This window comes from Sphingomonas sp. CARO-RG-8B-R24-01 (assembly GCF_022662295.1).
Taxonomy (GTDB): Bacteria; Pseudomonadota; Alphaproteobacteria; order Sphingomonadales; family Sphingomonadaceae; genus Sphingomonas.
Map to the genome: position 1 here is coordinate 207,189 of NZ_JAKNQI010000002.1, position 22,744 is coordinate 229,932.

Annotated in this window: 27 protein-coding genes and 1 tRNA gene; 18 read left to right on the forward strand and 10 right to left on the reverse strand. The window is 64.4% G+C overall.

What is annotated here, in order from left to right; all coding sequences use genetic code 11:
- Positions 1 to 187: 187 nt before the first annotated feature.
- Positions 188 to 2,404, reverse strand: coding sequence for a penicillin acylase family protein (locus L8G49_RS05700; protein ID WP_242183757.1), 2,217 nt, complete (start codon positions 2,402 to 2,404; stop codon positions 188 to 190).
- 52 nt (positions 2,405 to 2,456) lie between these two features.
- Between L8G49_RS05700 and L8G49_RS05705 the strand changes: the two genes are divergently transcribed.
- From L8G49_RS05705 to L8G49_RS05715, 3 genes are all read left to right on the forward strand, one after another.
- Positions 2,457 to 3,707: an amidohydrolase family protein gene (locus L8G49_RS05705; RefSeq protein WP_242183147.1), complete on the forward strand. Its 1,251-nt coding sequence runs from the start codon at positions 2,457 to 2,459 to the stop codon at positions 3,705 to 3,707.
- A gap of 307 nt (positions 3,708 to 4,014) precedes the next feature.
- Entirely contained in the window at positions 4,015 to 4,272 is a 258-nt protein-coding gene (locus tag L8G49_RS05710; protein WP_242183149.1) for a hypothetical protein, read from the forward strand.
- Positions 4,269 to 5,108 carry a CoA ester lyase gene (locus L8G49_RS05715; protein WP_242183150.1) on the forward strand — a complete coding sequence of 280 codons (840 nt, stop codon included), beginning with the start codon at positions 4,269 to 4,271 and terminating at the stop codon, positions 5,106 to 5,108. Before L8G49_RS05710 ends, L8G49_RS05715 begins: the two co-directional genes overlap by 4 nt.
- Before the next feature lie 167 nt (positions 5,109 to 5,275).
- Here the strand turns inward: L8G49_RS05715 and mtnP are convergent, their stop codons facing one another.
- The 3 genes from mtnP to L8G49_RS05730 are packed head-to-tail and all read right to left on the reverse strand — an operon-like array spanning position 5,276 to position 7,118.
- Positions 5,276 to 6,145 carry an S-methyl-5'-thioadenosine phosphorylase gene (mtnP, locus tag L8G49_RS05720; protein ID WP_242183153.1) on the reverse strand — a complete coding sequence of 290 codons (870 nt, stop codon included), beginning with the start codon at positions 6,143 to 6,145 and terminating at the stop codon, positions 5,276 to 5,278.
- The gene (locus L8G49_RS05725; RefSeq protein ID WP_242183155.1) at positions 6,142 to 6,495 is read right to left on the reverse strand and encodes a hypothetical protein; all 354 of its coding nucleotides are present in this window, start codon (positions 6,493 to 6,495) and stop codon (positions 6,142 to 6,144) included. Before L8G49_RS05725 ends, mtnP begins: the two co-directional genes overlap by 4 nt.
- A complete protein-coding gene (locus tag L8G49_RS05730; protein ID WP_242183157.1) occupies positions 6,495 to 7,118 on the reverse strand; it encodes a DNA-3-methyladenine glycosylase 2 family protein in 624 nt (207 codons plus the stop codon). The genes L8G49_RS05725 and L8G49_RS05730 overlap by 1 nt, the downstream gene beginning before the upstream one ends.
- 81 nt (positions 7,119 to 7,199) lie before the next feature.
- Between L8G49_RS05730 and L8G49_RS05735 the strand changes: the two genes are divergently transcribed.
- Positions 7,200 to 7,517: a 2Fe-2S iron-sulfur cluster-binding protein gene (locus L8G49_RS05735; RefSeq protein WP_242139418.1), complete on the forward strand. Its 318-nt coding sequence runs from the start codon at positions 7,200 to 7,202 to the stop codon at positions 7,515 to 7,517.
- 155 nt (positions 7,518 to 7,672) lie between these two features.
- Here the strand turns inward: L8G49_RS05735 and rlmB are convergent, their stop codons facing one another.
- Positions 7,673 to 8,419, reverse strand: a complete 747-nt coding sequence (rlmB, locus tag L8G49_RS05740) for a 23S rRNA (guanosine(2251)-2'-O)-methyltransferase RlmB (protein WP_242183159.1) — start codon at positions 8,417 to 8,419, stop codon at positions 7,673 to 7,675.
- Between the two features lie 42 nt (positions 8,420 to 8,461).
- On the reverse strand, positions 8,462 to 10,072 hold the full coding sequence (locus L8G49_RS05745; protein ID WP_242183161.1) for a M20/M25/M40 family metallo-hydrolase: 1,611 nt from the start codon (positions 10,070 to 10,072) through the stop codon (positions 8,462 to 8,464).
- A 188-nt stretch (positions 10,073 to 10,260) separates the two neighbouring features.
- On the opposite strand from L8G49_RS05745, the gene L8G49_RS05750 reads away from it, so the two are divergent.
- The 9 genes from L8G49_RS05750 (at position 10,261) to L8G49_RS05790 (ending at position 17,047) form a co-directional block, all read left to right on the forward strand.
- Positions 10,261 to 10,346 (forward strand) — tRNA-Tyr (locus L8G49_RS05750).
- Between the two features lie 169 nt (positions 10,347 to 10,515).
- Complete coding sequence (locus L8G49_RS05755) at positions 10,516 to 11,784, forward strand: integrase arm-type DNA-binding domain-containing protein (RefSeq protein ID WP_242183163.1); 1,269 nt, start codon at positions 10,516 to 10,518, stop codon at positions 11,782 to 11,784.
- Between the two features lie 274 nt (positions 11,785 to 12,058).
- Positions 12,059 to 12,823: a hypothetical protein gene (locus tag L8G49_RS05760; protein WP_242183165.1), complete on the forward strand. Its 765-nt coding sequence runs from the start codon at positions 12,059 to 12,061 to the stop codon at positions 12,821 to 12,823.
- Entirely contained in the window at positions 12,820 to 13,563 is a 744-nt protein-coding gene (locus L8G49_RS05765) for a hypothetical protein (protein ID WP_242183167.1), read from the forward strand. The genes L8G49_RS05760 and L8G49_RS05765 overlap by 4 nt, the downstream gene beginning before the upstream one ends.
- A complete protein-coding gene (locus L8G49_RS05770; protein WP_242183169.1) occupies positions 13,560 to 13,808 on the forward strand; it encodes a hypothetical protein in 249 nt (82 codons plus the stop codon). The genes L8G49_RS05765 and L8G49_RS05770 overlap by 4 nt, the downstream gene beginning before the upstream one ends.
- On the forward strand, positions 13,805 to 14,581 hold the full coding sequence (locus L8G49_RS05775; RefSeq protein ID WP_242183171.1) for a PGDYG domain-containing protein: 777 nt from the start codon (positions 13,805 to 13,807) through the stop codon (positions 14,579 to 14,581). The genes L8G49_RS05770 and L8G49_RS05775 overlap by 4 nt, the downstream gene beginning before the upstream one ends.
- Entirely contained in the window at positions 14,578 to 15,024 is a 447-nt protein-coding gene (locus L8G49_RS05780; RefSeq protein WP_242183173.1) for a hypothetical protein, read from the forward strand. Before L8G49_RS05775 ends, L8G49_RS05780 begins: the two co-directional genes overlap by 4 nt.
- On the forward strand, positions 15,021 to 15,368 hold the full coding sequence (locus L8G49_RS05785) for a hypothetical protein (protein WP_242183175.1): 348 nt from the start codon (positions 15,021 to 15,023) through the stop codon (positions 15,366 to 15,368). The genes L8G49_RS05780 and L8G49_RS05785 overlap by 4 nt, the downstream gene beginning before the upstream one ends.
- A complete protein-coding gene (locus tag L8G49_RS05790; protein WP_242183177.1) occupies positions 15,365 to 17,047 on the forward strand; it encodes a DEAD/DEAH box helicase in 1,683 nt (560 codons plus the stop codon). Before L8G49_RS05785 ends, L8G49_RS05790 begins: the two co-directional genes overlap by 4 nt.
- 51 nt (positions 17,048 to 17,098) lie before the next feature.
- On the opposite strand, the gene L8G49_RS05795 is transcribed toward L8G49_RS05790, so the two are convergent.
- Together L8G49_RS05795 and L8G49_RS05800 are read right to left on the reverse strand one after the other, a co-directional pair.
- Positions 17,099 to 17,629 carry a hypothetical protein gene (locus tag L8G49_RS05795; protein WP_242183178.1) on the reverse strand — a complete coding sequence of 177 codons (531 nt, stop codon included), beginning with the start codon at positions 17,627 to 17,629 and terminating at the stop codon, positions 17,099 to 17,101.
- Positions 17,626 to 18,372 (reverse strand): hypothetical protein, encoded by a 747-nt coding sequence (locus L8G49_RS05800; RefSeq protein WP_242183180.1) that lies wholly within the window; start codon positions 18,370 to 18,372, stop codon positions 17,626 to 17,628. Before L8G49_RS05800 ends, L8G49_RS05795 begins: the two co-directional genes overlap by 4 nt.
- Positions 18,373 to 18,748: 376 nt before the next feature.
- On the opposite strand from L8G49_RS05800, the gene L8G49_RS05805 reads away from it, so the two are divergent.
- Positions 18,749 to 18,946, forward strand: a complete 198-nt coding sequence (locus L8G49_RS05805) for a helix-turn-helix transcriptional regulator (RefSeq protein ID WP_242183182.1) — start codon at positions 18,749 to 18,751, stop codon at positions 18,944 to 18,946.
- On the opposite strand, the gene L8G49_RS05810 is transcribed toward L8G49_RS05805, so the two are convergent.
- A complete protein-coding gene (locus L8G49_RS05810; protein ID WP_242183759.1) occupies positions 18,936 to 19,742 on the reverse strand; it encodes a DNA adenine methylase in 807 nt (268 codons plus the stop codon). The two genes, L8G49_RS05805 and L8G49_RS05810, sit on opposite strands and share 11 nt — an antisense overlap.
- Positions 19,743 to 19,962: 220 nt before the next feature.
- Here L8G49_RS05810 and L8G49_RS05815 point away from each other — a divergent pair, with 220 nt between their 5' ends.
- The 4 genes from L8G49_RS05815 (at position 19,963) to L8G49_RS05830 (ending at position 21,071) form a co-directional block, all read left to right on the forward strand.
- Positions 19,963 to 20,220, forward strand: a complete 258-nt coding sequence (locus tag L8G49_RS05815) for a BrnT family toxin (protein WP_242183184.1) — start codon at positions 19,963 to 19,965, stop codon at positions 20,218 to 20,220.
- On the forward strand, positions 20,213 to 20,479 hold the full coding sequence (locus tag L8G49_RS05820; RefSeq protein ID WP_242183185.1) for a BrnA antitoxin family protein: 267 nt from the start codon (positions 20,213 to 20,215) through the stop codon (positions 20,477 to 20,479). The genes L8G49_RS05815 and L8G49_RS05820 overlap by 8 nt, the downstream gene beginning before the upstream one ends.
- A complete protein-coding gene (locus L8G49_RS05825; protein WP_242183187.1) occupies positions 20,476 to 20,718 on the forward strand; it encodes a peptidase S24 in 243 nt (80 codons plus the stop codon). Before L8G49_RS05820 ends, L8G49_RS05825 begins: the two co-directional genes overlap by 4 nt.
- Positions 20,719 to 20,804: 86 nt before the next feature.
- The gene (locus L8G49_RS05830) at positions 20,805 to 21,071 is read left to right on the forward strand and encodes a hypothetical protein (protein ID WP_242183189.1); all 267 of its coding nucleotides are present in this window, start codon (positions 20,805 to 20,807) and stop codon (positions 21,069 to 21,071) included.
- A gap of 36 nt (positions 21,072 to 21,107) precedes the next feature.
- Here the strand turns inward: L8G49_RS05830 and L8G49_RS05835 are convergent, their stop codons facing one another.
- A complete protein-coding gene (locus tag L8G49_RS05835; RefSeq protein ID WP_242183190.1) occupies positions 21,108 to 22,715 on the reverse strand; it encodes a hypothetical protein in 1,608 nt (535 codons plus the stop codon).
- Positions 22,716 to 22,744 lie beyond the last annotated feature (29 nt).

The window sequence follows — 22,744 nt, forward strand, 5'->3', positions numbered from 1 at the left end:
CCGGAAACGACCACCGTGCACGCAGCACTGTGTTATCGGAATAAACCACCAACCTCAAGAGGGGTAATTATCATGCGCAACATGCCGCGTATTGAGGTGCGCTGCAAGGTAAGCATGCAGTCGAACTAGTGGAATTGTAGGTCGAGGTCATTGCGTCGCCTGACATCGCCCGGACCGAAGCCGCAGTTCAGTGCTTCTTGTTCGTGGCGCCTGGCCGATATCGCCGGCTGGCATGCGCGGAGATGTCGGCCGGGTAGAACCATACGGGGCGCAGCTTTCCGCCGGCATAACGGTCGGCCTGATCCCTGAAATGCGGCGACGCAGGATCTCCGCTTTCGCCCCCGGCCGTCACCGCCCAGGCACGAACCTTAGGCCCAAATTCGACCACTGCCACGAAACTGTTGCCGCTCGATCCATAGAGTTTGCGGGTATTGGAATAGGGCCGCGCGCCGAACGAGGCGAGGCTGCCCCATTGTGCGGAGGTGAAGGGCACCGGGATGCTTGGAAGGCTGTCATCGAAATGCGGCTGGATCGAGTCGTCGAGCCGCTGGAAGCGGTTGATCTGGCCCCAGCCGACCTGCCAGGTCCCGAAATCGCGGGTCAACTGATCGGCGGCTTCCCCCAGGGCGTCCAGCTTGCGGACGTCGGGGATGCGCGTGGCGATATAGTCGGGGACATTGATCTGCTCGGCCTGAACGAAGGTCCCCGCCTCGCGCCACATCTTGCCGCCCCACAGAACGCCGAGCGACGTCGCCACGGAATCGGCGCCCCAACGATAGTCCCATGCCTTCAGCACGCCGATCGGTCCCGCGAGCCGGGCCCGGCGCGGGTCCTTGTCGGGAAGGGCGTCGTACGCCTTGACCAGCGGTGGGATGAGCCGGGCGAACGCGGGCAGATAGCTGTCATAAGCCGCCGCGATCAGCCGCTCCGGGGTGAAGTCGTGGCGTCCCGTGAGCAACAGATCGGCATGGACGCCGCGCGGATTTTCTCCGAACTGGTCCATATACCGCGGGTAGTCCTTGGCCTTGGGACTATCCGAACCGGCCGCGCTCCACGGCCAGTCATTCGTGTTGCGCGCCCAGCCGACACCCGGGTTGATCGCGTTGGGGAGCGACGCGACGGAATGCAGGTCTTTCCAGTCGGTCGCGGGGTCGGCGCCGTCCACGGGCTTGGTATAGTCGAACGCATCATTGCGGATCGGCACGAACTGCGGATGAAGATAGGCGATCTCGCCGCTGGCATCGGCGAACAGCGTATCATTCGACGAATTCGCCTTGCGTTCGGCGACCTGCATGTAGCTGGCCAGATCCCGCGTTTTCGTCCGCGACCAGCTTTGCTCGAGCGCCGGCACGGGCTTCCACATCATGGCCACGGCGATCCATTTGCCGCCTTGGCTCGCGACGATCGGGCCATGGTGCGAGGCGTACGTCGTGAACCTGCGCGTCGCCAGACTGCCATCGGCCTTGCGGTACGACAGCGTGATTGGCCGGGTCGTGATCGGCCGTTGTCCGGTGCCGTAGCGATACGTGATCGTGCCCCCGGACCTGGTGATCGTTTCGGCAAAGGAATCGACATTGTCGACGCCCGAAGAGGTGTGCATCCACCCGGTCTTTTCGTTGAAACCCTGATAGATGAAGAACTGGCCCCAGGTCGACGCGCCATAGGCGTTGAGCCCCTGGCGACTCGTCATCTGCAACTCCGACCGGAAATAGAAGCTGGTGTGCGGATTGATCAGCAACAATGCATGCCCGTTGACGGTATTGCGCGGCGCGATGGCGATGCCGTTCGATCCGCGCGGTTCGCGAGGAACCGGCCCTGACTCTTCTGCCGCGACCGCGATGCGCTCGCCCCCGTAGAAGGCGGCGAGGTCAGTGAGCGAGATCCGCTCGATATCGCCGCCGATGCTGCCTTCGGTGAAAGAGAGCGCCATCCACGGTTCGAAGTGCTTGAGCACTTTGGGATGCGTCCGCGGATGCGTCGCGAGATAGTAATTGAGCCCGTCCGCCCAGGCGCGCATCAGCGCCTGCAGGTACGCTGGGCTTTCGGCATAGCGGGTTTGCAGATCCAGCGGGTCGACATAGAGCCGCTGACGCAAGTCCGCCCACAGTGCGGTCTGGCCTTCCGCCTCGGCGGTGCGGCCGAGCGCGGTCAGATAGTTCGCCTCGATCCGGGCGAAATCATCCTCGGCCTGAGCGTAGATCGCGCCGAATACCGCGTCGGCATCGGTGATGCCACTGACATGCGCGATGCCCCACGTGTCGCGCGTGATCGTCACCCGCGCGGCGGCGGCGGTCAGCCGGCTGCGCTCCGTGGCGGCTAGGGCAGGTGCCGTGGCGGTGGAGAGCAGGGTGATCAGCAGGAGCGCGGCGGCGCACTTGCGCAGGGCGGGGGCGGGGGTATCCATGTCGGTAAGGCTATCGGGCATCTCCGCCCGCGACAACCATTGGGAGCACGGAATGAAATGGCTGGTCGGGATCGCATTGCTGGCGATCGGCGCGGCGCCCGCGCCGACGGGCACCGTCCTCCTGCGGCCTGCCGCGGTTTTCGACGGGATCGATCCCGTCGCGCATCCGGGCTGGCAGGTGCTGGTCACGGGCGAACGGATCGTGGCGGTCGGGCCGATGCTGACGGTCCCGGCAAATGCCGAGACGATCGATCTCCCGGGCGAGACCTTGATGCCAGGGATGATCGAGGGGCACGGCCACCTGTTCCTTCATCCGTATAATGAGGCGTCGTGGGACGATCAGGTGTTGCACGAACCGCTCGCCTTGCGCACCGCGCGCGCCACGGTCAGCGCGCGTGCCACATTGCTTGCCGGATTCACGACGGAACGGGACCTCGGAACCGAAGGGGCGGGCTATGCCGATGTCGGGCTGAAGCTCGCCATCGCGCAGGATATCGTGCCCGGTCCCCGCATGCTGGTCGCAACGCGCGCCATCGTCGCCAAGGGTGCCTATGGCCCGAAAGGCTTCGAACCCGGCACGCCCGTCCCGCAAGGAGCCGAGGAAGCGAGTGGGGTCGACGATGTGGTACGGGTCGTTCGCAGCCAGATCGCCGCCGGGGCGGACGTGGTGAAACTTTACGGCGACTATCGTTGGGGGCCGGGCGAGCCGAGCCGGGCGACCTTCTCGCAAGCAGAAATGACCGCCGCCGTATCCGCCGCGCACGATGCCGGACGGATCGTAGCGGTGCATACCTCGACCCCGGAAGGCATGCGCCGTGCGATCGCTGCTGGCGCAGATACGATCGAGCATGGCTATGGCGGAACGGTTGAGATCTTTCGTGCCATGGCGGCGCGGGGAATCGCGCTTTGCCCGACGTTGGCGGCATCGGACGCGGTGTCGCGCTATCGCGGATGGACCGGCGGAAATCCCGTGCCGGCGGCGGTTGTCGAGAATCGGGCGGCCTTCGCCCTCGCGCGGTCGGCGGGCGTGCCGATCTGCATGGGCGGGGACGTGGGGGTGTTCGCGCACGGTGACAACGCACGGGAAATGACGCTGATGGTCGAAGCCGGGATGCCGGTCGCGCAGGTTCTTTTGGCTGCCACGTCCGGCAACGCGCGCGCCTTTCACCTTTCCGACCGTGGGAGCGTCAAAGCCGGCATGCTCGCGGATATGATCGCGATGCATGGGAATCCGTTGAAGGATATCGCTGCCGTGGGTCGGGTCGACTGGGTCATGAAGGGGGGCAGGGTCGTCCGGCCCTGACCAAGGACGGGCGACGACACTGAGCGACGACGGCGGATAGCTGGAATCACAATACTGATAAGGAGTTTGGAAAATGCGTGCTGCGTGTATGCCAACGCCTCTTGCAAAGCAGCATCCGTACCCGCACGTTCATCTCGAAAAGCCGCGGGTCGCCGCCGGGAACGCCGGCAATGGCGAGGGCGGCTGAGCGTTTGCGCAAAACGGGGATCAGACGTTGACCAGTTCGTTCTTGCGCCGCTTGCGCCCGGTGGTTGGCGGCACCGTAGCGGGTTCCATCGCATTACCGCGGATCAGAGCCGTCATACCGTTGCAACTCGAAGCAATCCAGGATGTCGACCTGCTTCCAGGCGAGACGCCCGCTACCGACACAACCCGGAGCATCATCGCCGCCCTCTATCCCAAGATCCAGTCGGTCGCTGCGATCGGACCCCACGCACCGTGCAGCGGCCAGCGGTTCAAGCGCAGCGCTTTCACCTATTCGCCGGGACCTACGCTCTCGGGTCGTCTCGCCGACCAGACCATCAAGCGTGGGTCGCTCCGCCGCGCGCGGGTCAGTCAACCATGATGCGGATCCGCAGCGCGCTCTTCATGCCGGCGTCGAATATCCGTGCCATCGACAAGGCGCGCGGATTGGCGTGCGACGCAGTGATCCTCGATCTGGAAGATGCGGTTGCGCCCGATGGCAAGGTCGCGGCGCGGGCACAGGCCCTGGCGGCCGCGCGCGCTGGGGGCTTCGGCGACCGGCTGCTGGTCCTGCGCGTCAATGCGCTGGATACCGAATGGGGCGAGGCGGATCTGGCCGCCGCGCACGGAGTCGGGTTCGATGCAGTGCTGTTGCCGAAGGTCTCGCATCCGGACGACCTTGCGCTGGCGCGCGCCACGCTCGGGGCGGTGCCGTTGTGGGCCATGATCGAGACTTGCGCGGCGATGCTCGCCTTGCAGGCGATCGCCGCGGCGCCAGGATTGGCCTGTCTCGTCGCGGGGACGAACGATCTCGCCAAGGAAATGCGGTGCACGCCGGGTGTCGATCGCCTGCCGCTGCTGCCGCACCTCGTCGCGATCGTGACGGCGGCGCGCGCCCACCGACTGATCGCCCTGGACGGGGTGTCGAACGTGCTGGCGGATACGCCGGAACTGGCGGCGGAATGCGCGCAGGGGGCGGGGTTCGGGTTCGACGGCAAGACCCTTATCCATCCGGTGCAGATCGCCCTGGCGAACCGCGCATTCGCCCCTACCGCCGAGCAGTTGCGCTGGGCCGAGGCGGTGATCGCCGCGTTTGCACTGCCGGAGAATGCGCGGCTCGGGGCGATCCGGGTCGATGGCGCGATGGTCGAACGGTTGCATCTGGCGCAGGCGGAGCAGATCGTCGCGGGTGCGGGTTCCGCAGGGCTTCCCGCGTAGCCGTTGAGGCTTTGTGCGATACGAGAATCGCTCACGTAAAGGCGCGCAGCCCCCAGGAAACGAGGGCAGGAGGCCGCCGTTTCTCTTCTCGTCCTTTGGAGGCTTTGCGCCTTTTCGGCAGCAAAAGCGTCTCGCACAAAGCATGCAGAACGCCCGTGGCACGCCCTCTAGCGCAGCACCCGCCCGGCTACCGCATCCAGCTTCGCGAGCACCCCGGGATCACGCGCCGCGGGTGCCGTGATCAGCGCATGGTCGAGCACCGTATCGAGGGGCGAGGGCGTGCGCTCGGGGGGCAGCGCCGCGACCAGTGCCGCAACCGTCGGACGCGCGATGGCGCCGTTCGCGCCCATTTGGCGGATCACCTCGCTCACCTCGACGAACGCGGCTTCTTCGCGCCAGCAATCATAGTCGGTGACCATGCCGATCAGCGCATAGGGAAGCTCCGCCTCGCGCGCGAGTTTCGCCTCGGGCATCGCGGTCATGCCGATCACGTCGGCGCCCCACTGGCGGTACATCAGGCTTTCCGCGCGGGTCGAGAATTGCGGTCCCTCCATCGCGAGATAGGTCGCCCCCTTGGTCACCTTGCCCCCAGCGCTCGTCACTGCTTCGGCAGCGAAGGCGGACAGGCGGGGACAGACCGGTTCGGCCATCGACACGTGCGCCACCATGCCGGTCCCGAAGAAGCTCGGCGTGCGTTGCGTCGTCCGGTCGATGAACTGGTCGACGACCACGAAGCGCCCCGGCTCGAGTTCCTCCCGGAGCGATCCGATCGAGGAGATCGCGACGATATCCGTGCAGCCAGCCCGTTTGAGCGCATCGATATTGGCGCGCGCGTTGAGCTCGGACGGGCTGATCCGATGGCCGCGCCCGTGACGCGGCAGGAAGACCAGCTCGACCGAACCGATATTGCCGCACAGCAGATCGTCCGACGGCGCGCCCCATGGCGTGTCGACGCCGCGCCACTGCGCATTCTCGAGTTCGTCTATCGCGTACAGCCCGGAGCCGCCGATGATCCCGATCTTCCAGCCTGTGCTCACAAGGTCTCCGTCTTTTGCTGATTCAACCGGTCGAGCCAGGCCTGCGCCTGTTTCGGCTCCCCTACCGCGTCCGAACGGACCGGGCCGCGCGCCGCGACGAACGCGGCATGCAAGGCGAACGGCTCCAAGCCCAGCGTAGCGCGCAGGTCGTCGATCGTTTCCCCCAGAGAGATCAATGCCGCGACGGTGGCGACCGACGCAGATGTTTCGCCCTTCTTGCCCTGATGCCCGAACAGGCCCCAGCGTCCCTTGGCAGTTGTTTCCAGCGCGGCGATCAACGCGGCACGATAGTCGGTTTCATGGGCGATGCGATCCGCATCGATTCGAGCGAGGCGGTCGGCGCGTGCCATCAAACGACCTTCATGTCGCTCTGATAGTGATACCAGGCGAAGATCGCCGCCGCGCCGCGATGCGGCCGCCAGGCTTCGGCGAGTTCGCGTACCAGCTTCTCGCTCGGCCGCGTCTCATGGCCGAGCAGCCGCCCGATCTCGATCTGCACCGCCAGGTCCCCTGCCGGCCAGATGTCGGTCCGCCCCTCCGCAAAGAGGAGGTAGATTTCGGCGGACCAGCGGCCGATGCCTTTCACGGCGACCAGTTTGGCGATCGCTTCCTCGTCATCCTCGGGCAGGTTGGCGAGATCGAGCTCGCCGCTGCTCACCAGCGCCGACAGGCTGCGGGCATAGCTTGCTTTCTGGCGGGACAGGCCGGCCGCGCGGAGCTGTTCGTCGGTGGCGCGGGTGATGGCGTCCGGATCGTTCAGGTCGCCGACGATCGCTTCCAGCTTGTTCCAGGTGGATTGCGCGGAGGTCGTGCTGACTTGCTGCCCGATGATCGTGCGGAGCAACGTTGCGAAGCCGCGCGCACTGATCCGCGGCGGGGGGTAGCCGACCCGGCCGAGCGCCGTCGCGAATGCGGGCTCGCGTGCGGCGAGGACGTCCATGGCGGTCGTCAATTGTTCGGTCGTCAGGCCCATGCGGCATCCCATGCTTGCCGCTTGCGTCGCGGCGTGGGGCTGGGCATGGCAAGATCGACCCATTGATACAAGGATGCACGCATGCCCAAGCTTATCGTCGTGACTCGTGAGGGAGAAGAACGCGAGATCATGGGTGAGGCCGGCCTATCCGTAATGGAGGTCATTCGCGACGCCGGCATCGACGAGTTGCTCGCCTTGTGCGGTGGTTGCTGCTCGTGCGCGACCTGCCATGTCCATGTCGACCCGGCTTTTGCCGCCAAACTTCCCAAGATGAGCGCGGACGAGGACGATCTGCTCGACTCGTCGGCGGATCGCAATGCGACATCGCGGCTGTCGTGCCAGGTCGAATTTACCGATGCGCTTGACGGCCTGAAGGTGACGATCGCCGCCGAGGATTGAGCCGCATTCCCTCAGGCGCTTAAATTCATAACCCCTTCCCCGGCGAAGGCCGGGGCCCAGGAGCGAGCCGATCGTAATCCGCGCGCTGCGCTTTATTACATCGGCCATCACTACTGGGCCCCGGCCTTCGCCGGGGAGGGGGTCAAGGGGAGCCCCTACCGGCTCGCCGCCGCATACAGCGCGATCGCGGCGGCGTTGGAGACGTTGAGGCTCTCCATCTTCGGCGAAATCGGCAGGCGGGCGAGTTCATCGCAATGCGACGCGGTATTCTGCCGCATGCCTTCGCCCTCGGCCCCCAGCACAAGCGCGACGCGCTGCGTGCCCATTGCCTGGTTGAGCGTCTGCGTCGCCTCGCCGGTCAGCCCGACGCGCCAGAACCCCGCTTCCGCGATCTCGTCGAGCGCGCGCGCGAGATTGACCACGCGAACCCACGGCACGATCTCGAGCGCGCCAGACGCCGCACGTGCAATCGTTCCCGATTCGGGGGGCGCGTGACGATCCGGCGTGACGATGCCGAGCGCATCGAACGCCGCCGCCGAGCGCATGATCGCGCCGACATTATGCGGATCGGTAACCTGGTCGAGCACGATCAGCGGGCGCTTGTCGTCCTGCCCCTGCTGCAACAGGTCGGCGAGCCACATGTCCTCGAGCGGATCGACCTCGATCACGATCCCCTGATGCGGCGCATCGCCCGGCACCAGCCGCGCGAGGTCGGTCACTTCGGCATAGACGATCGGCACGTCAGAGGGGATGTCGAGCGCGGCGCTTGCCTCCCGCGTCGCCCAAATCTTGCGGACGACACGCTCGGGGTTCTCGAACGCGGCGGCGACGGCGTGCCGCCCCCAGAACCGCGGGCGGCCCGCGGGGGCCTGGGACGGACGATGTCCACGACGTGCTGCCATCAACGCTGCTCCAACTTCATCATACGCACTAGGGTCACGGTGTCATTCTTCCTCGTCGGAATAAGCGAACGGGTCGGTCGCGACCGGCTTGGTCGGTAGTGGCGGGCGAGGCAAGGCCTTGTCCGCATTTGCCGCATTGACCAGGAACGATGCGAGGATCGTCGCGCCCTGCCGCATGTCGTCGCCCTTCAGGTGATCGAACGTGTCGATGCTCGAATGATGCACCCGGCTGTCATAGTCGAGCGGATCCTGGATGAACTGGAACCCCGGCACGCCGACCGACTGCATGAACACGTGATCGGTCCCGCCGGTCTTGCGGATCACGACATCGGTCGCCCCCATTGAGGCGAACGGCGCGAGCCAGTCGCGGAAGATCGGCACCACTGCCGGATTGTTCTCGGCATAGATGCCGCGGATCTTGCCCGAGCCGTTGTCGAGGTTGAAATAGGCAGCGAGATCGCCCCAGCCGGGCCTGGGCGTGATCGGCCAGCGGTTGGACCAGCCGGTATACAGCTTCAGTCCAGTGAGTTTCGGTTCGCTCGGGCTGCCGCGCGTGGCGAGGTGATTCTCGACATAGGATAGCGAACCGAGCAGCCCCTGTTCCTCGCCCGCCCAAAGCGCGAAGCGGATCGTCCGTTTTGGCCGAACGCCCGTCTTGGCGATGATCCGCGCGGCCTCCATCACCATCGCCGAACCCGCGCCATTGTCCGCGGCGCCATCGCCCGCCACCCATGAATCGAGATGCGCCCCGGCCATGACATAGCCAGCCTTCGGGTCGGTGCCGGGAATCTCGGCGATCACGTCATACGCTTGTGGATCACTATCATCGAAGCGTACGTCGCTGTTGATCTCGAGCGTGGGGGCGGGGCCGAGTTTTGCCAGGCGCGCGAGTCGACGATAGTCTTCCGCCGAAATCTGGACCGCTGGCAGGGCAGGGGTGTCGCCGACGCCGAACGTATAGCCTTCGCCACTGACGAGCTTGCCGTCGCGATATGCCATGGTCGCCATCGCAACCGCGCCTTCGGCTTTCAGGAACGCATCGAGCTTCTTTGCGTAATCGAGCCGCTTCACCCGGCGATCGGCGGCGGCGGGATCGTAGCTCGGCTGCTGATACTGATCGAGCTTCCGGAGCTCCTCCGCGCTGTACCGCTGGAATGCCGCTTCCTTGGGCTCCGAGCCGGTATCGGGGAGGGTGACGAGCACGATCTTGCCGGCCAGTTGCCCATGCCATTTGGCAAAATCCCGTTCGCGTTTCATCGGGGCGATGACGATCGGTGCGCTGATCGGGCCGTTGGTCGCGGGCGTCCAGGCAATCGGGATTGCGGTCAGCGCGACCGGGCGCGGTGTAAGCATACGGACGCTGGAGTTGACGATGTACCAGCCGCGTCCGAAGTCGAACCCTTCCTTGTGGACGTTGCGCAGGCCCCATTCGGTGAACTTCGCCTGAGTCCAGGCTTCGGCCTGACGCATCGCCGGGGAGTTGGTCATCCGCGGGCCGATAACGTCGGCAAGATGCGCGGCGATCGGCATCACGTCGCTATGGGTCGATCCCTCGTCGATGAGGCGGGCAACCTGCGCGCGATCGACGGTCTGCGCCAGCGCGGGCGCCGTGGCAAATACGATGGCGGTAGAAAGCAGCAGAACGCGACGCATGATAACCCCCCGGTTGTTGAGCATCGTCCGATGCGACGACCATTTACCGGTATGCGGCACGGGCAACAGGTGCAACCCCGACCCGAATGCAGAATTTCGCGCTTCGGGGGCGTTGACAGCACGGCAAGTGGTCGGCATTGGACGCCCTCGCTTTTCGGAGCGACCATCCTTCGAGGATGCGAACCTGGGGACAGGTGGCCGAGTGGTTAAAGGCAGCAGACTGTAAATCTGCCCGTGCAAGCGTACGCTGGTTCGAATCCAGCCCTGTCCACCATATGTTCTTCCGGAAACGTCCGAGAACGTCTATTTACCCCCTTAGCAGGCCAACTTGATCGTCCGAGCGCGTCCGGTAGATTCCGGGCAAATCGCCGACGTTTGGGGGTAGCCGCGGGGTACCCGGCGAAACGACACCGCGCCGATACCCCCAACCGAGGGGCGAGACGATGTTGACCGACACCCAGGCACGTAAAGCGAAAGCAGCGGAGAAGCCGTACAAGCTCGCCGATTCAGGCGGGCTGTTCCTGCTGGTCTCGACTACTGGCAATCGGTCGTGGCGGCTCAAGTATCGCTACGCCAGCAAGGAGAAGCTGCTGACGATCGGGACCTATCCCGACGTGTCGCTGATCGCCGCGCGCGCGGCGCGGGACACCGCCAAGGCAGCGCTGCGCGCCGGGCGCGATCCGGGCGCGGAGAAGAAACAGGCCGCTGCCGCCCGCGCGATCAGCGCCAGCAACACCTTCGAGGCCTGCGCACGCAGCTGGCACGAATTGAACAAGCCGCGCTGGGGCGAGGTCCACGCCGGGAACGTGATCGACAGTCTCGACGCCGACCTTTTCCCGCACATCGGCGCTATGCCGATTCGAGACGTGACCGAGGCGCTGCTGCTCGACGCTCTCCGCAAAATCGAGAACCGAGGCGCGATCGAGACGGCGCACCGGATCCGCCAGCGCGCGAGCGGCGTCTTCGCCTATGCAGCCGCGGCCGGACTGCGCACCGGTGATCCTGCTGCGGTTGTGAAGTCGCTGCTCAAGCCGAAGCCGATCTCGTCGAAACAACCAGCGCTGACCACGCTTGCGGAAGTCCGCCAGATGTTGCGGGACGTCGAAGCCGAAGCTGCGAGTCCGATCACCAAGCTGGCGCACCGACTGCTCGCCCTGACCGCCGTGCGGTCCGCCGTGCAACGCCAGGCGAAGTGGACCGAAATGGAGCTCGAGGGTGCATCGCCGGTCTGGCGCATCCCGCCGGCGGCGATGAAACTCAAGCTGAAGCTGAAAGACGACATCCAGTTCGAGCATATCGTGCCGCTGTCGACTCAGGCGGTCGAGGCGATCGAGGCCATGCGCGACCTGACTGGGCATCTTCCGTATCTATTCCCGAACGACCGCCACGCGCACCGGCCGATGTCGGAGAATGCTGTGCGGTCGTTGATCATTCGCGCCGCGGGCGGCATCTACCACTATCGGCACTGCCCGCATGGCTGGCGGTCCTCGTTCGCCACCCTCATGAACGAATGGCGACGCCGGGACGGAAGACCGGATGATCGCGAGGTGATCAACCTTATGCTGGCGCACGTCGTCGAGGACAAGGTCGAGGGGGCTTACAACCGAGCCGCTCATTCAGAGCGCCGCCGAGAACTCGCCCAGATCTGGGCGGATATGATCATGGATGGAATGCCGCCGGCATCGTCGCTGCTTGAGGGGCCGAGGAACTAGGTTACTTCCCGCGACGCTGTAGCTCGCGTTCGACTGCCTCACGGATGAAGGCGGACCGAGCCATGTCGTCGCGGGCCTCGTCGACGCGCGCGAGCAGCGCGGGTGCCCATCGCATGGGCACCATTACTGTCTTCTCACCATCACCGCCGAGTGGCTTCCGTCCCATCGGCGGGGCTGTAGCCGTGCGAGCTGCTTGTGCCAATTCGTATATACTCGCTTGATCTCAGTTGCGTATATACGATATAGATAGCGTATATACGCTACGGAGGCAATCATGGCAGTTCAGATATCACCGGGTGTCGCGGACGTTCTCGCACGGTCGACCATCGTTGGAACGCTCCTCAAGCTTCCGGACGGTCAGCTCGATCGAACGCTGTATGCGTCGACTGACAAGGTGCTGAAGGCGCTTGGCGGGAAATGGGATCGGCGGGCAGGGGGGCATAACTTCCCATTTGATCCGACCCCCAAGATCGCCGACGCGTTGGGCGGGGGTAAGGTGGTGTCTCGGCAACAGACCCTGCAGCTGTTCGAGACCCCGGCCAGCCTCGCCGATCGGCTTTGCGATCTCATCGATGTTGGGCCGAGCGACATTTGCCTCGAGCCAAGTGCCGGTCTTGGCCGCATTGTTCACGCCATGGTCGAACGTTCGCCGGGAGCCATCATCGCGGTCGAGATCGACAGCGACAACGCGAGCAAGTTGAGGGGGTGCGAGTACCCGGTGACGGTCATCGTCGACGACTTCCTGCAGCAAGCACCTGACGGTTTGACAGCTACGGCGATCGCTATGAACCCCCCGTTTACCCGCAACCAAGATATCCGACACGTCCGTCACGCATTCAATTGCCTCACGCCTGGCGGCCGCTTGGCGGCGATCGTCAGTGAACACAGCTTCCTCGGCAACGAGCGCGAGTGCGTCGAATGGCGCAACTGGCTGAACGATCTCGACGCTTACATTGAGCGCATTCCGGCCGGAGCTTTCCGGGAGTCTGGAACGTCCGTGGCAACTCGGCTGATCGTTGTTCGGAAGGCTGCATTATGACCGCGCCCCCCGAGTTTGGCGCTGCGATCGAAGTTGGCGGGGTGCGTTGGGGTGATGAGATCGCGCTGACGGATGGCAAGCCACGCTGGTTGTCAGAGGGCGTGATGGTTTGGCCATGTTCGGGCGATGACTTAGACGGTCATAGCCGCATGTGGTCGGCCCCCTACGCTGCTCAAGACATCAAAGTCTGGGATGTCCTCGAAGCGATACGCCTCGAAGTCCCGCGCTACGATTTCGTCTATCTCGCACTGGAGCGGGGGATGGTGCCGTGGTTCGGCGGGGATGAAGCGCCGGGGGATCTTGCCGACGATGCTGCCATCGTGTTCCGGGATGGCGGTCTAGGCACAGTCATGGGTGTCTATCGCTGGGACCATACCGGTTCTGGCGGCGACATCATCGGCTACACGCGCAAAGCCAGCTCGACCGCCCTCCCGCTCGCCCACCCCGCCGCAGAAGAGCCGCGCCAAATCTACGTCTGGTGGGCTGATAACGGCAACATTCGCAAGTGGTCGCACGAACCTTTTGCGGAAGGTGAGTTGACGCTCGCCCACCCCGCCGCACCGCAGGGGGAGGATAGCGCGGAGAGCGCGCGCATTGTCCGGTGGATTGACCAAGCGATCGAGCGGGCCAAGCGCCACGGTAATACCGAAGGCATCTGGCTGTTCGCGAGCCAGTGGCAGGTTGTTCGCGCAGCCCTCGCCCCCGCGGCGATTGCTTCCGGACGGGAGGGGGCGGCGTGAGCGTGTGTAAACATTGCCGCAACGGGTTCCTCGACGGGCGGTTTGGCCAAGATGTCGAATGCGTCAACGGCGTCCTGATCGACATCGACGAATGGTATGAGGGTCACGAACCCAACCGCGTCCGCCCTGTCGCGCCGTGTCATCCGATGTGGGACCGGCAGTGCGAAGATCCTGACGGCGATTGGCCGAACGATAGCGCCGACCGGCTAAACGCCCAAGCATCCAACCAAAAGGACCCCGCATGACCCCCGCCAAAGCCGCGCCGATGCGCGAGGATGTTACGCAGGCTCGCAAGTTCCGTAAGACGGCGCTGATTGAGGCAAGCCAGTGGTTCAAGGACGGCGATCATCCTGCCGTTGTGATGGCCAGCGATGTGACCGGCGCGACCGACGAGACGCCGCTACCGTTCCTCGACACGTTGGAAGGCGGCAACATCGTGCAGCCCGGCGACTGGATCGCTACAGGTGTGAAAGGCGAGCATTGGTGCATCAAGCCAGACGTGTTCGCCGCGACCTATGAGCCGGCCAATGAGGTAATGCCGTTCGGGGATGCGATCGATCCCAACGCTTCGCACAACCATCGGCACACTGCCCGCCACCGCCTCGCCCACACCGCCCGCCCCGACGCCGGGACGCCGCGACCTACGCAAATTCCGCGCTGGGCGTTTGAGCGCGTGGAGGATGAACGCTGCGCACACCTCGGAGTTAAACCGAATTATGCGAATATCGACGTGTGGATCGCCGCACCTGAAAGCTGGGTCCAGTATCACGTATTTGCCCGGTACATAGCCAATACCGCCCGCCCCGACGCCGGGAATGAGGATGTCGAGCGGGTTGCGGAACTCGTCGACGTCATGGAAGGCATGTGGTCGCTGATGCGTCATGAGGCCACATGCGGCATGGGCTGCACCTGTCGGTATGAGCCGCTTGCCCAGCGGGCCCGCGCGCTTCTGCCTTTCCGGCTTGATGCGAAGGACGCTGCGCTGGCCGCCGCCGCGTCTGTGCCGGGGGCGGCATGACCTGCATTCACATCGGGAACAGCAGCCTCGCGCGCAGCGGGGCCATCATATCCACCTTCAGCGATGCCCACGATTACCGGATCACCGTTGGCGATCGGGTTTGGCTGTTCGACTGGAGCGATCAGTTCGGCTCCAGCCTGACGAACGGGAATGGCGAGATCAGGGAGAACCCGTACCCGCCGGAGGGATCGCCGTTCTGGCGCTGCATTATGCTGTGGAAGCGGCAGGGCAAGCGGTCCGAGGCGTTCGGCGCGGGCTCGTATCTCCGCACCGCCATCTTCGACGAGCCCCCGGCCGGGACATACACCGTCGATGATCGGGGGCTGATCCTCAATTTCAACGAGCCAGAGGGGTTCGATGAGGATTATTCGGAGCGGCGCTACGTCGATCGGGATGGGCATCCGGTCAAGCTGCGCGGCCGCCGCGATCGGCGTGCCGCATGACGCCTGTAGAGATCGTCACGCTGCTGCGCCGGACGCGGCTGCGGGTGGGTGAAGAGGCCGCGCTGCAACTCTCGATCGAGGAGGCGCTGACCGCCGTCGGCGCGGGCTTCGAGCGCGAGCATCGGCTGAGCGCCGCCGACCGGATCGACTTCCTGCTCGGTTCGGTCGGACTCGAGGCGAAGACCCGCTGCAACAAGCGCGTCATCTACCGCCAGCTGGAGCGCTACGCCGCGCACGACGCGATCAGCGCGCTGATCCTAGTCACCGGAACCGCTATGGGCCTGCCGCCCACGATCGGCGGTAAGCCGGTCTATCTCGTATCCACGGGGAGAGCATCGCTGTGAAGACCTATGGCACCCTGACCCTCGGAATCGATCCCTACGGCACGCCGCGGTGGTCGATCGACGATCTCGCGCCGCATGTCGCGATCGCGTTCAAGCGCCTGTTCCCGCGCGTGCCGACGACGGCCACCACCTTACACCTGAGCGACACCGACGAGATCCGCTCGGACCTGCAATGGTTCATGCTTCGCTACCCGCTCGCGCACGACCAGCAGCGCGCGATCGATGAGGGGGCGCAACGCGTGATCGACCGGATCGCCGAACGCGATGCCATCCTGTTGCCCAGCTGGCAGCCAGGCGAAGTCCCGGGCTTCCGAATCGGAATGCAGCCCTATCTCTATCAAGCGCAGGCTGCGCGCATCGCGATCAACAATGGCGGGCTGCTGATCGGCGACGACGTCGGGCTGGGCAAGACGATCTCCGCTGCCGCGACACTGACGATGGGCGCGCCGTTGCCCGCCGCCGTCGTGGTGCAGGCCCACCTGACCGCGCAGTGGCGCAAGCAGCTCGAGCGCTTCACCAACCTCCGAGTGCATATCATTGCCGGGACCAAGCCGTACGACCTCCCGGCCGCCGACGTGTACCTGTTCCGCTATTCGAACGTCGCGGGCTGGGTCGACGTGATCAAGGACGGCCTGTTCAAGACTGTCGTCTATGACGAGGTGCAGGAGCTTCGGCATGGCGTCGCGACGGACAAGGGCCGGGCGGCCTCGATCCTGTCCGGCCGCGCCGAGTTGCGGCTCGGGCTGACCGCTACCCCGATCTACAACTACGGCAGCGAGATCCATCAGGTGATGGAATACGTCCGACCGAACCTGCTCGGCCGCGTCGAGGAGTTCACCCGCGAATGGTGCGGAGGGGACAAAATCGTCAAGAACCCCGACGCCTTGGGGTCCTTTCTGCGCGAGAGCGGATATTTCCTCCGCCGGACGGAAGACGATGCCACCGTCGACGCATCGATGCCGCCACCGAACATCATCGACTGGCAGGTCAAGTGGGATGCTGGCGCGGTAGCCGACGAGGAGGCGTTGACCCGGACGCTGGCGATGACCGTGCTGCGCGGCAGCTTTGTCGAGGCGGGCGCCGCCGCTCGCGAGCTCGATCTCAAGATGCGGCAGATGACCGGCATCGCCAAGGCGCGGTCGGTCGCCGCCTACGTCAAGCTGCTGCTGCGCGAGTCGCCGCGGGTGCTGCTCGCGGGATGGCACCGCGAGGTCTACGAGATCTGGAAGGAGGAGCTGCGCGAATTCGAGCCTGTCCTCTATACCGGATCGGAGAGCGGGGCAGGGAAGGAGCGCAGCAAGGAGGCGTTTACCACCGGCAGCAGCCGGGTGATGATGATCTCGCTGCGGTCCGGCGCGGGCCTCGACGGGCTCCAGCAGCATTGCCGCGATGTCGTGTTCGGCGAACTCGATTGGTCGCCGCAGGTCCACTATCAGGTCGTCGGCCGTCTGCGCCGCCCGGGGCAGCTGGATCAGGTCACCGCCCACTATCTCCACACCAACGAGGGCAGCGATCCGGTCTTGCTCGAGACGCTCGGGATCAAGTCCGACCAGTCGCGCGGTATCAACGATCCCGGCGTCGTGCAGGCGGCGAAGGTGTCAGACGACAGCCGGATCAAGCGCCTGGCGCAGCATGTGCTCGCCACAGCCCCGGGCGGTGCATTGTGTCTTGCCGCGTGACGCCGCGAAGTCTCCCCCGCCTATTGCGCGGGGCAATCCAACAGGGAGGCGTCAGGGCTGCTCTTCGCTGAAGAGAGTCCGCTGCTGGGGTGGCGGATACGGTAGATCCCAAGTGCTGATAACGTCCATGCCGAGCCGCTGCGCGAACGAAATCAATCCGTGGTCGTCGGCGTAAATGCGCGTTGCACCCTCCACTCGCGCGACCGCTATTACTTGGCGATCGACCTTCACTTTCTGCCAGGCCTCGGTGGAACCGCCTTTCTTGTCGCCCAAGAAGATTGCTTCGCGTGTCATATGCGCGGTCTCGACTGCGGCCCGCTCGCCAAACGGCCGGACCTTCATGCGGGCAAGGCCCCCAAGCGCAGCCAGCAGACCCGGCCCACCTTCATCTGCTCGGACCAGAACCTCGGCCAACACTGGTGTCGGGATGATCATGCTGTCGGTTGACGATAGTTCCGCGATGAAGTGTTCAACGCGTTCACGGGCGCGGTCGACGGGAGCACCGGTCTTCGGGTCGTCTGGCGGATTGGCAGCTGGGTTTATGAGCAGCGCTAGAGCCGAACTGTCGACTGCCAATATCATTCTACTGCGCCGTCCTCGTTACGCATGGCAGCGACATCGCGGTAGCTATCGGCGTCCATCAAGCGGTTACCAGGCACCGCGCGCATAACGGCGAGCGCCTCGCCGATGGGCCGCTCATCGAGCCGTTCATAGCGATCGACCCGAAAGTCGCTCATTCTCCATACCCCGTCCGCCAGGCGCTCGAACCGCCCGTTGCCGAACATGCGGACAGTTGGTCCATAGAGCAGCGGGGCGAGTTCGCGTGCGATCTCACGACGCATGGTCACCCCGACGTGGAATAAGTCCCCGTCTTGTAACGTGGCGTGGGCGCTCGGGTCCTTGCCGCCAATCTTGACCAGAACGCCGTCGATCGACGTGTCCTCCCGGAACGGGGGGAAGGTCAGCGCCTTCGGTCGGTTGCGACCGATGAACGGTATGACGACGCGATCAGTGTCACCCTCGGTCAGCGTGGCGACCGCGTTGTCGTTGGCCAACAGGTCTTCGAGCGCGAGTTTGCCAGCGATCGCGTCCTTGGGCGCGTCGCCGATACGCACGCCGTTGAGGCGCGCCTCGACCTTAGGTGCATCGACCGGATCGACTGCGGTGCGCAGCTTGGCACTGCCCTTCTCGACGCCTACGAAGTGTGTGTGCTCGGTATGGCCAAACATCTTCGCAAGCGCCGCCATATACTCGGCAAGACGCGCCATCGGCATTGTTTCGGGCTGGAAGACGTCGATGCGGAAGACATATTCGACCGGCTTCACGGCTGCCTCCTCGCGTTCACCTCCGCCGCGACCTTGCGACTATCGCACCCTATATGCGGCAAGGGTGCAGCGGAAGAGCTTAATAATCGACAGTTTAGCAAATAAAATCAGCGAAAAGCTTCCTCGGGTAAAAGAACTCACTTCCCAAAATCGCTTGACTAAGGGAAGTGAGTTCCCTATTAATGGCCTTGTCAGATGGCGACGGTATCCCACCCAGCCCGCTGACAACCCGAAAGGAAAGTGAGCATGAACCTCACAATCCGGCTTCGGATTTGGAAAGTGACCTTCGAGTTCACGATCCGAGCCTAGAAGCCCCCCGCCCCGGTCTGCAAACCGGGGCGGGGATAGGGTGAGAGATACGGCAGGGGTGACAGCGATGCAAGGTTCCGAACTCAAAGCGATCCGCAAGACTCTGGGGATGAGCCAAGCGGCGTTTGCCGATGCCCTCGGATTGACCGCAAAGTTCGTCGGGATGATGGAGCGCGGGGATGCGCCGCTGGAGAAGCGGACCGAGCTCGCGGCTCGGTATCTGGAACTGGTAGGCGGCCGAGAACGCGCCGGCGCTAGTTCCTGACGATGAACTCTTTGACCGCTTTGCCTACGCCCGCCGCAGACGCGCCGATTGAGTACGTCGTGTCCACCTCGTCAATCGAGAACCGCCGGAAGACGTCTCGCGCTCCGCCAGTGGCGTTGATCGTCAAGATGAACTGCCCGGTGATCGTCGACAGCTGCTCGGCTAGGAGTTCGAAGTCGGCTCGCTCGAATACGCCCGGGCCATAGTCACCCTCGCAGCCCCAGTAGGGAGGATCGAGGAAGAACAGCGTGCTCGGGGCGTCATAGCGGCGGATCAGGTCGGCATAGGGCAGGCGCTCGATCACGACACCGGTCAGGCGCGTGTGGAGCTCGTCGAGCATTGGTCCGAGCTTGGTCACGTCGAACCGAGCTGAGGCTTCGCGCTTCACGCCAAAATTACGCCCATCGACTTTTCCGCCAAATGAGAGCCGCTGGAGGTAGAGGAAGCGTGCCGCCCGCTCGAGGTCGGTCAGCGTATCCGGAGCGGCCGCGCGCAGCCGGTCAAACTCGGCCCGGCTGGTGATTTGCCATTTCAGCACGTCCATGAACTGGGGATAGTGCCGTTGAAGGATCCGGAAGAGGGTGGTGACGTCTGCGGAGATATCGTTGATCACCTCGGCCCGGGGCTGGCGCGTGCGCTTCAGGAAGACCCCGCCCATGCCGACGAACGGCTCGACATAGGTGTCGTGCGGTGTCGCATCGATCAAAGCGCAAAGGCGCTTGGAAAGATTGCGCTTGCCGCCGATGTACGGTGCAGGCGGAGTGACGGGACGAATTGCAGTCGTTGACGATTCCATAAGGTTTTCGGTTCCAGAGAAGCCCGGCCTGTTGCGCAGGTGCGGGGCGTTGCGGCGAAGCTGGCCGCGCGTGACGGATCTGAGGTCCGTCGGTTGCCGTGGTGACACACGGCACCCCCGCTTGCCCGCAGATGGTTGAGCCATCGCGGAAGCGGACGTGTTCTTCTTGTAACTACAAAAACCATTTGACGGGATGGGTTTATGTAGTTACATAAACTGCATGGCAAACGAGTTTGATCCGGCGAAAGACGCAGCGAACCGCTCGAAGCACGGTGTGTCGCTAGGAGAATTCACCGGGTTCGACGACGAACCAAATATCGTCGTCGACGATCGGTTCGAATACGGCGAAACTCGCTATCAGGCTCGCGGTCGGATCAACGGAAAGGGGTATTGCCTCGTCTTCGTGAAGACCCCCAACGGATCACGTTTGATCAGCCTTCGTCGCGCAAGAGAAAAGGAGATGCGCCGGTATGAGTAAGACCCCGCCACCCGAAGATTTCGATGAGAACCCGGAATGGACGGAAGAGACAACCGCTCGGTCTCGCCCAGCTTCCGAAGTCCTGCCGCCGCACGTGGTTGCATCGCTCGTAAGGAAGCCGGGTGGTCGCCCGGCAGGGAGCAACAAGGAGAGCGTCACGCTTCGCTTGGACAAGGACGTGCTTGATCGCTTCCGCGCGGACGGTCCCGGCTGGCAGACCCGCATCAACGAGGCGGTGCGCAAAGCCGTTGGTCTGTGAAGCCTATCGTCGCCGCCACACCCGACCAGGTGCGCGAAACGCTGCGATCGCTCGCTGTCGAGCACCGCGTGACGCTCACCGCCCTGTCGCGCATGCTGCGCCGGCCTCCCGGATATCTGTCGCGGTTCGCGCGCGGCGCGGGGCCGGCGCGCCTTCCGGTCGACGAGCAGCAGCTGCTTGCGCGATACTTCCGGGTCGATCCGCGGATGTTTGGCGAGCGGGAAGACTGGGAGCCTTGATTGGCTTAGTCAGTTGGGTAGCGATCTTGGTGATCGTGGCGTTGACGTTGGCTCCGCACGTCGCCGCGAGTTTGGGGTAATAGGCCATGCGCTCCGCTGACCGCACTACGATCGCCTTAGCCGTACAGATCCTTCGCGATGCGGTTGAGGCCAGCCGCCGGGAGAAGGTCGATACCGTCCCCGTCCGCCTGGCCCTGCGCGTGCTGCTGCCCCATTGCCCCGAACGCTGGCCGCTGACGAACCTGTGGGAGGCTGCCGGCTATGACGAGCCGATCGGCCGGGCGCAGAACGTCAGCGGGGCGTTCAACGGGATCTTGGTGCAGCTGGCGAAGTCCGGGGCTTGGCGCAATTGAGACGGGCCGCACGGTCGAACCGTCCCAACGGCCCCTTTACGGCTTTATGAACTGCTCGATCGCCAGCTGCTTTGGCGCGCCGACCTGACCGCCGTATTCCTGTGCCCCCCAAGCACCGTACTTGCTGATCGGGCCGACGTCGTTGAACAGCATGACCAGGTCAGCCTGTGCCGAGATGGCCTTCAGGTACTGCGCATACATGTCGCCCATGAATTGGCTGCGTTCGAGCGTTTCGAACTGATCTTGGGGAAGCAGCGCTGTCGGAAGCTCGTGCTGGCCGCCCTCATAGGTGATGCAGCGGATGTTGGGGGCACTCGCGCGGGCGATTTCGCAGGTCGTCTTGAGCGTGGCTACCGCGTCGGTCACGCTGGCCTGCAACAGGGCGTCGCTGTACGGCACCTGGCGGTCATGGCTGAAATACGGTGCGCCGGCGATCGCGTCGACGTGATCCGCAATCCCCGGGTAGCTCATCTCCTGCCGCGTGACCTCGGGGTAGGCGGACTGAGTGCCGAGCACACGCACCAGATCCTTCGGGCGATCGGCGAATGCGGCCTCCCAGATCTTGAACATGTCGATGGCTCGGCGCGAATAGTTCTGCCACGCGCCGTAGCCGTTGTTCGCATTGATCTTCAGCGTGGTCGCCTGCGCGAGGTTGTCCTGCGCCTGCCAGAACTGGAAATTCCAGACCTCGTTGCTGAGCTCGACGTAGATCTTGTGCCCAGCCGGCAGCGTGTCGTGCGCCTGTTTCGCGGCCCACTGCATATAGGTCGCATCGTCGTTCCACGAGTGGTTGAACCACGGATCAGCATCGGCCAGCTTGGCCAACCGCATCTGGTTCTCCAGCGCCTGACCCGGATTGTCGAGCGTCCGCGGATCGGGCCGGTTGGCTGCCGTGCGCGCCGGGCTACTGTTCGTCTCGTTCCAGTCCATGAAGCGCAGGACGGCGTACTTGCTCGAGCTGGCGATCACCTCTTTCGAAAACTCGTTACCCGAGGCGTTTTTCGCGTCGTGGCATTCGAACTCGCGGAACGGATCGGCCGCGTTCACCCCGTAAAGGCTGAACCACGTATTTTTCACCGCGCCGCCCCATGACGGCATATCGAACGCCAACGTGTGGTCGCCCTTAACCTGGTTGACGCTGCCGCTGTGCGTCAGGGTACCGCTGCCTTTCCAGCTGCAGGCGATGCTGGTCTGGTTCACCCAGCCGCCGGTCGGCGCGCCGAGGAGGCGGACATACGATTGCGACCAGTCCTTTGGGTAGCCTAGCGCGTCCAGCTTGTCGCTCGGGACCTGTGCCCAATTGATCGCCCAATACCCGCCTTGCAACAGGTTCGTGAACGTCTGGCGCGATGCGTACCACGAGAGGCCGGACAGGTTCATACCGACCGCCTTCTTCGCCGGCGCAGGGGATGGCAAACTGGCTGGATCCTGCACCACCGCAGGCGGGGCGGTCAGCTGCTTGTACTTCGCCAACACGCGCACGAATGCGGGCAGGCTATCACGCGTGCCGTTGAGGAACTCCGCGCGGGGCTTGGCCGTGGTGACCGTCTCCGCCAGCAATTGACGGGTGTCGAGCGTGGCTTTGTCCTGCGCAGACGCAAGCCCGGGCACAAGCAGGCTCAGTAAGATGAACGCTCTCAACATATGCATATCCTCTGAGGACGAGCCTAAGA

Bases quoted from the DNA above. Each gene is read 5' to 3' on its own strand.
- L8G49_RS05760 (WP_242183165.1), top strand. From the start codon at position 12,059: ATGGCAGTTCAGATATCACCGGGTGTCGCGGACGTTCTCGCACGGTCG.
- L8G49_RS05835 (WP_242183190.1), bottom strand. From the start codon at position 22,715: ATGTTGAGAGCGTTCATCTTACTGAGCCTGCTTGTGCCCGGGCTTGCG.
- L8G49_RS05765 (WP_242183167.1), top strand. From the start codon at position 12,820: ATGACCGCGCCCCCCGAGTTTGGCGCTGCGATCGAAGTTGGCGGGGTG.
- L8G49_RS05805 (WP_242183182.1), top strand. From the start codon at position 18,749: ATGCAAGGTTCCGAACTCAAAGCGATCCGCAAGACTCTGGGGATGAGC.
- L8G49_RS05755 (WP_242183163.1), top strand. From the start codon at position 10,516: ATGTTGACCGACACCCAGGCACGTAAAGCGAAAGCAGCGGAGAAGCCG.
- L8G49_RS05730 (WP_242183157.1), bottom strand. From the start codon at position 7,118: ATGGGCCTGACGACCGAACAATTGACGACCGCCATGGACGTCCTCGCC.
- L8G49_RS05820 (WP_242183185.1), top strand. From the start codon at position 20,213: ATGAGTAAGACCCCGCCACCCGAAGATTTCGATGAGAACCCGGAATGG.
- L8G49_RS05810 (WP_242183759.1), bottom strand. From the start codon at position 19,742: ATGGAATCGTCAACGACTGCAATTCGTCCCGTCACTCCGCCTGCACCG.
- L8G49_RS05830 (WP_242183189.1), top strand. From the start codon at position 20,805: ATGCGCTCCGCTGACCGCACTACGATCGCCTTAGCCGTACAGATCCTT.
- L8G49_RS05775 (WP_242183171.1), top strand. From the start codon at position 13,805: ATGACCCCCGCCAAAGCCGCGCCGATGCGCGAGGATGTTACGCAGGCT.
- L8G49_RS05725 (WP_242183155.1), bottom strand. From the start codon at position 6,495: ATGGCACGCGCCGACCGCCTCGCTCGAATCGATGCGGATCGCATCGCC.
- L8G49_RS05700 (WP_242183757.1), bottom strand. From the start codon at position 2,404: ATGGATACCCCCGCCCCCGCCCTGCGCAAGTGCGCCGCCGCGCTCCTG.
- L8G49_RS05785 (WP_242183175.1), top strand. From the start codon at position 15,021: ATGACGCCTGTAGAGATCGTCACGCTGCTGCGCCGGACGCGGCTGCGG.
- L8G49_RS05795 (WP_242183178.1), bottom strand. From the start codon at position 17,629: ATGATATTGGCAGTCGACAGTTCGGCTCTAGCGCTGCTCATAAACCCA.
- L8G49_RS05745 (WP_242183161.1), bottom strand. From the start codon at position 10,072: ATGCGTCGCGTTCTGCTGCTTTCTACCGCCATCGTATTTGCCACGGCG.
- rlmB (WP_242183159.1), bottom strand. From the start codon at position 8,419: ATGGCAGCACGTCGTGGACATCGTCCGTCCCAGGCCCCCGCGGGCCGC.
- L8G49_RS05815 (WP_242183184.1), top strand. From the start codon at position 19,963: ATGGCAAACGAGTTTGATCCGGCGAAAGACGCAGCGAACCGCTCGAAG.
- L8G49_RS05735 (WP_242139418.1), top strand. From the start codon at position 7,200: ATGCCCAAGCTTATCGTCGTGACTCGTGAGGGAGAAGAACGCGAGATC.
- L8G49_RS05705 (WP_242183147.1), top strand. From the start codon at position 2,457: ATGAAATGGCTGGTCGGGATCGCATTGCTGGCGATCGGCGCGGCGCCC.
- L8G49_RS05715 (WP_242183150.1), top strand. From the start codon at position 4,269: ATGATGCGGATCCGCAGCGCGCTCTTCATGCCGGCGTCGAATATCCGT.
- L8G49_RS05780 (WP_242183173.1), top strand. From the start codon at position 14,578: ATGACCTGCATTCACATCGGGAACAGCAGCCTCGCGCGCAGCGGGGCC.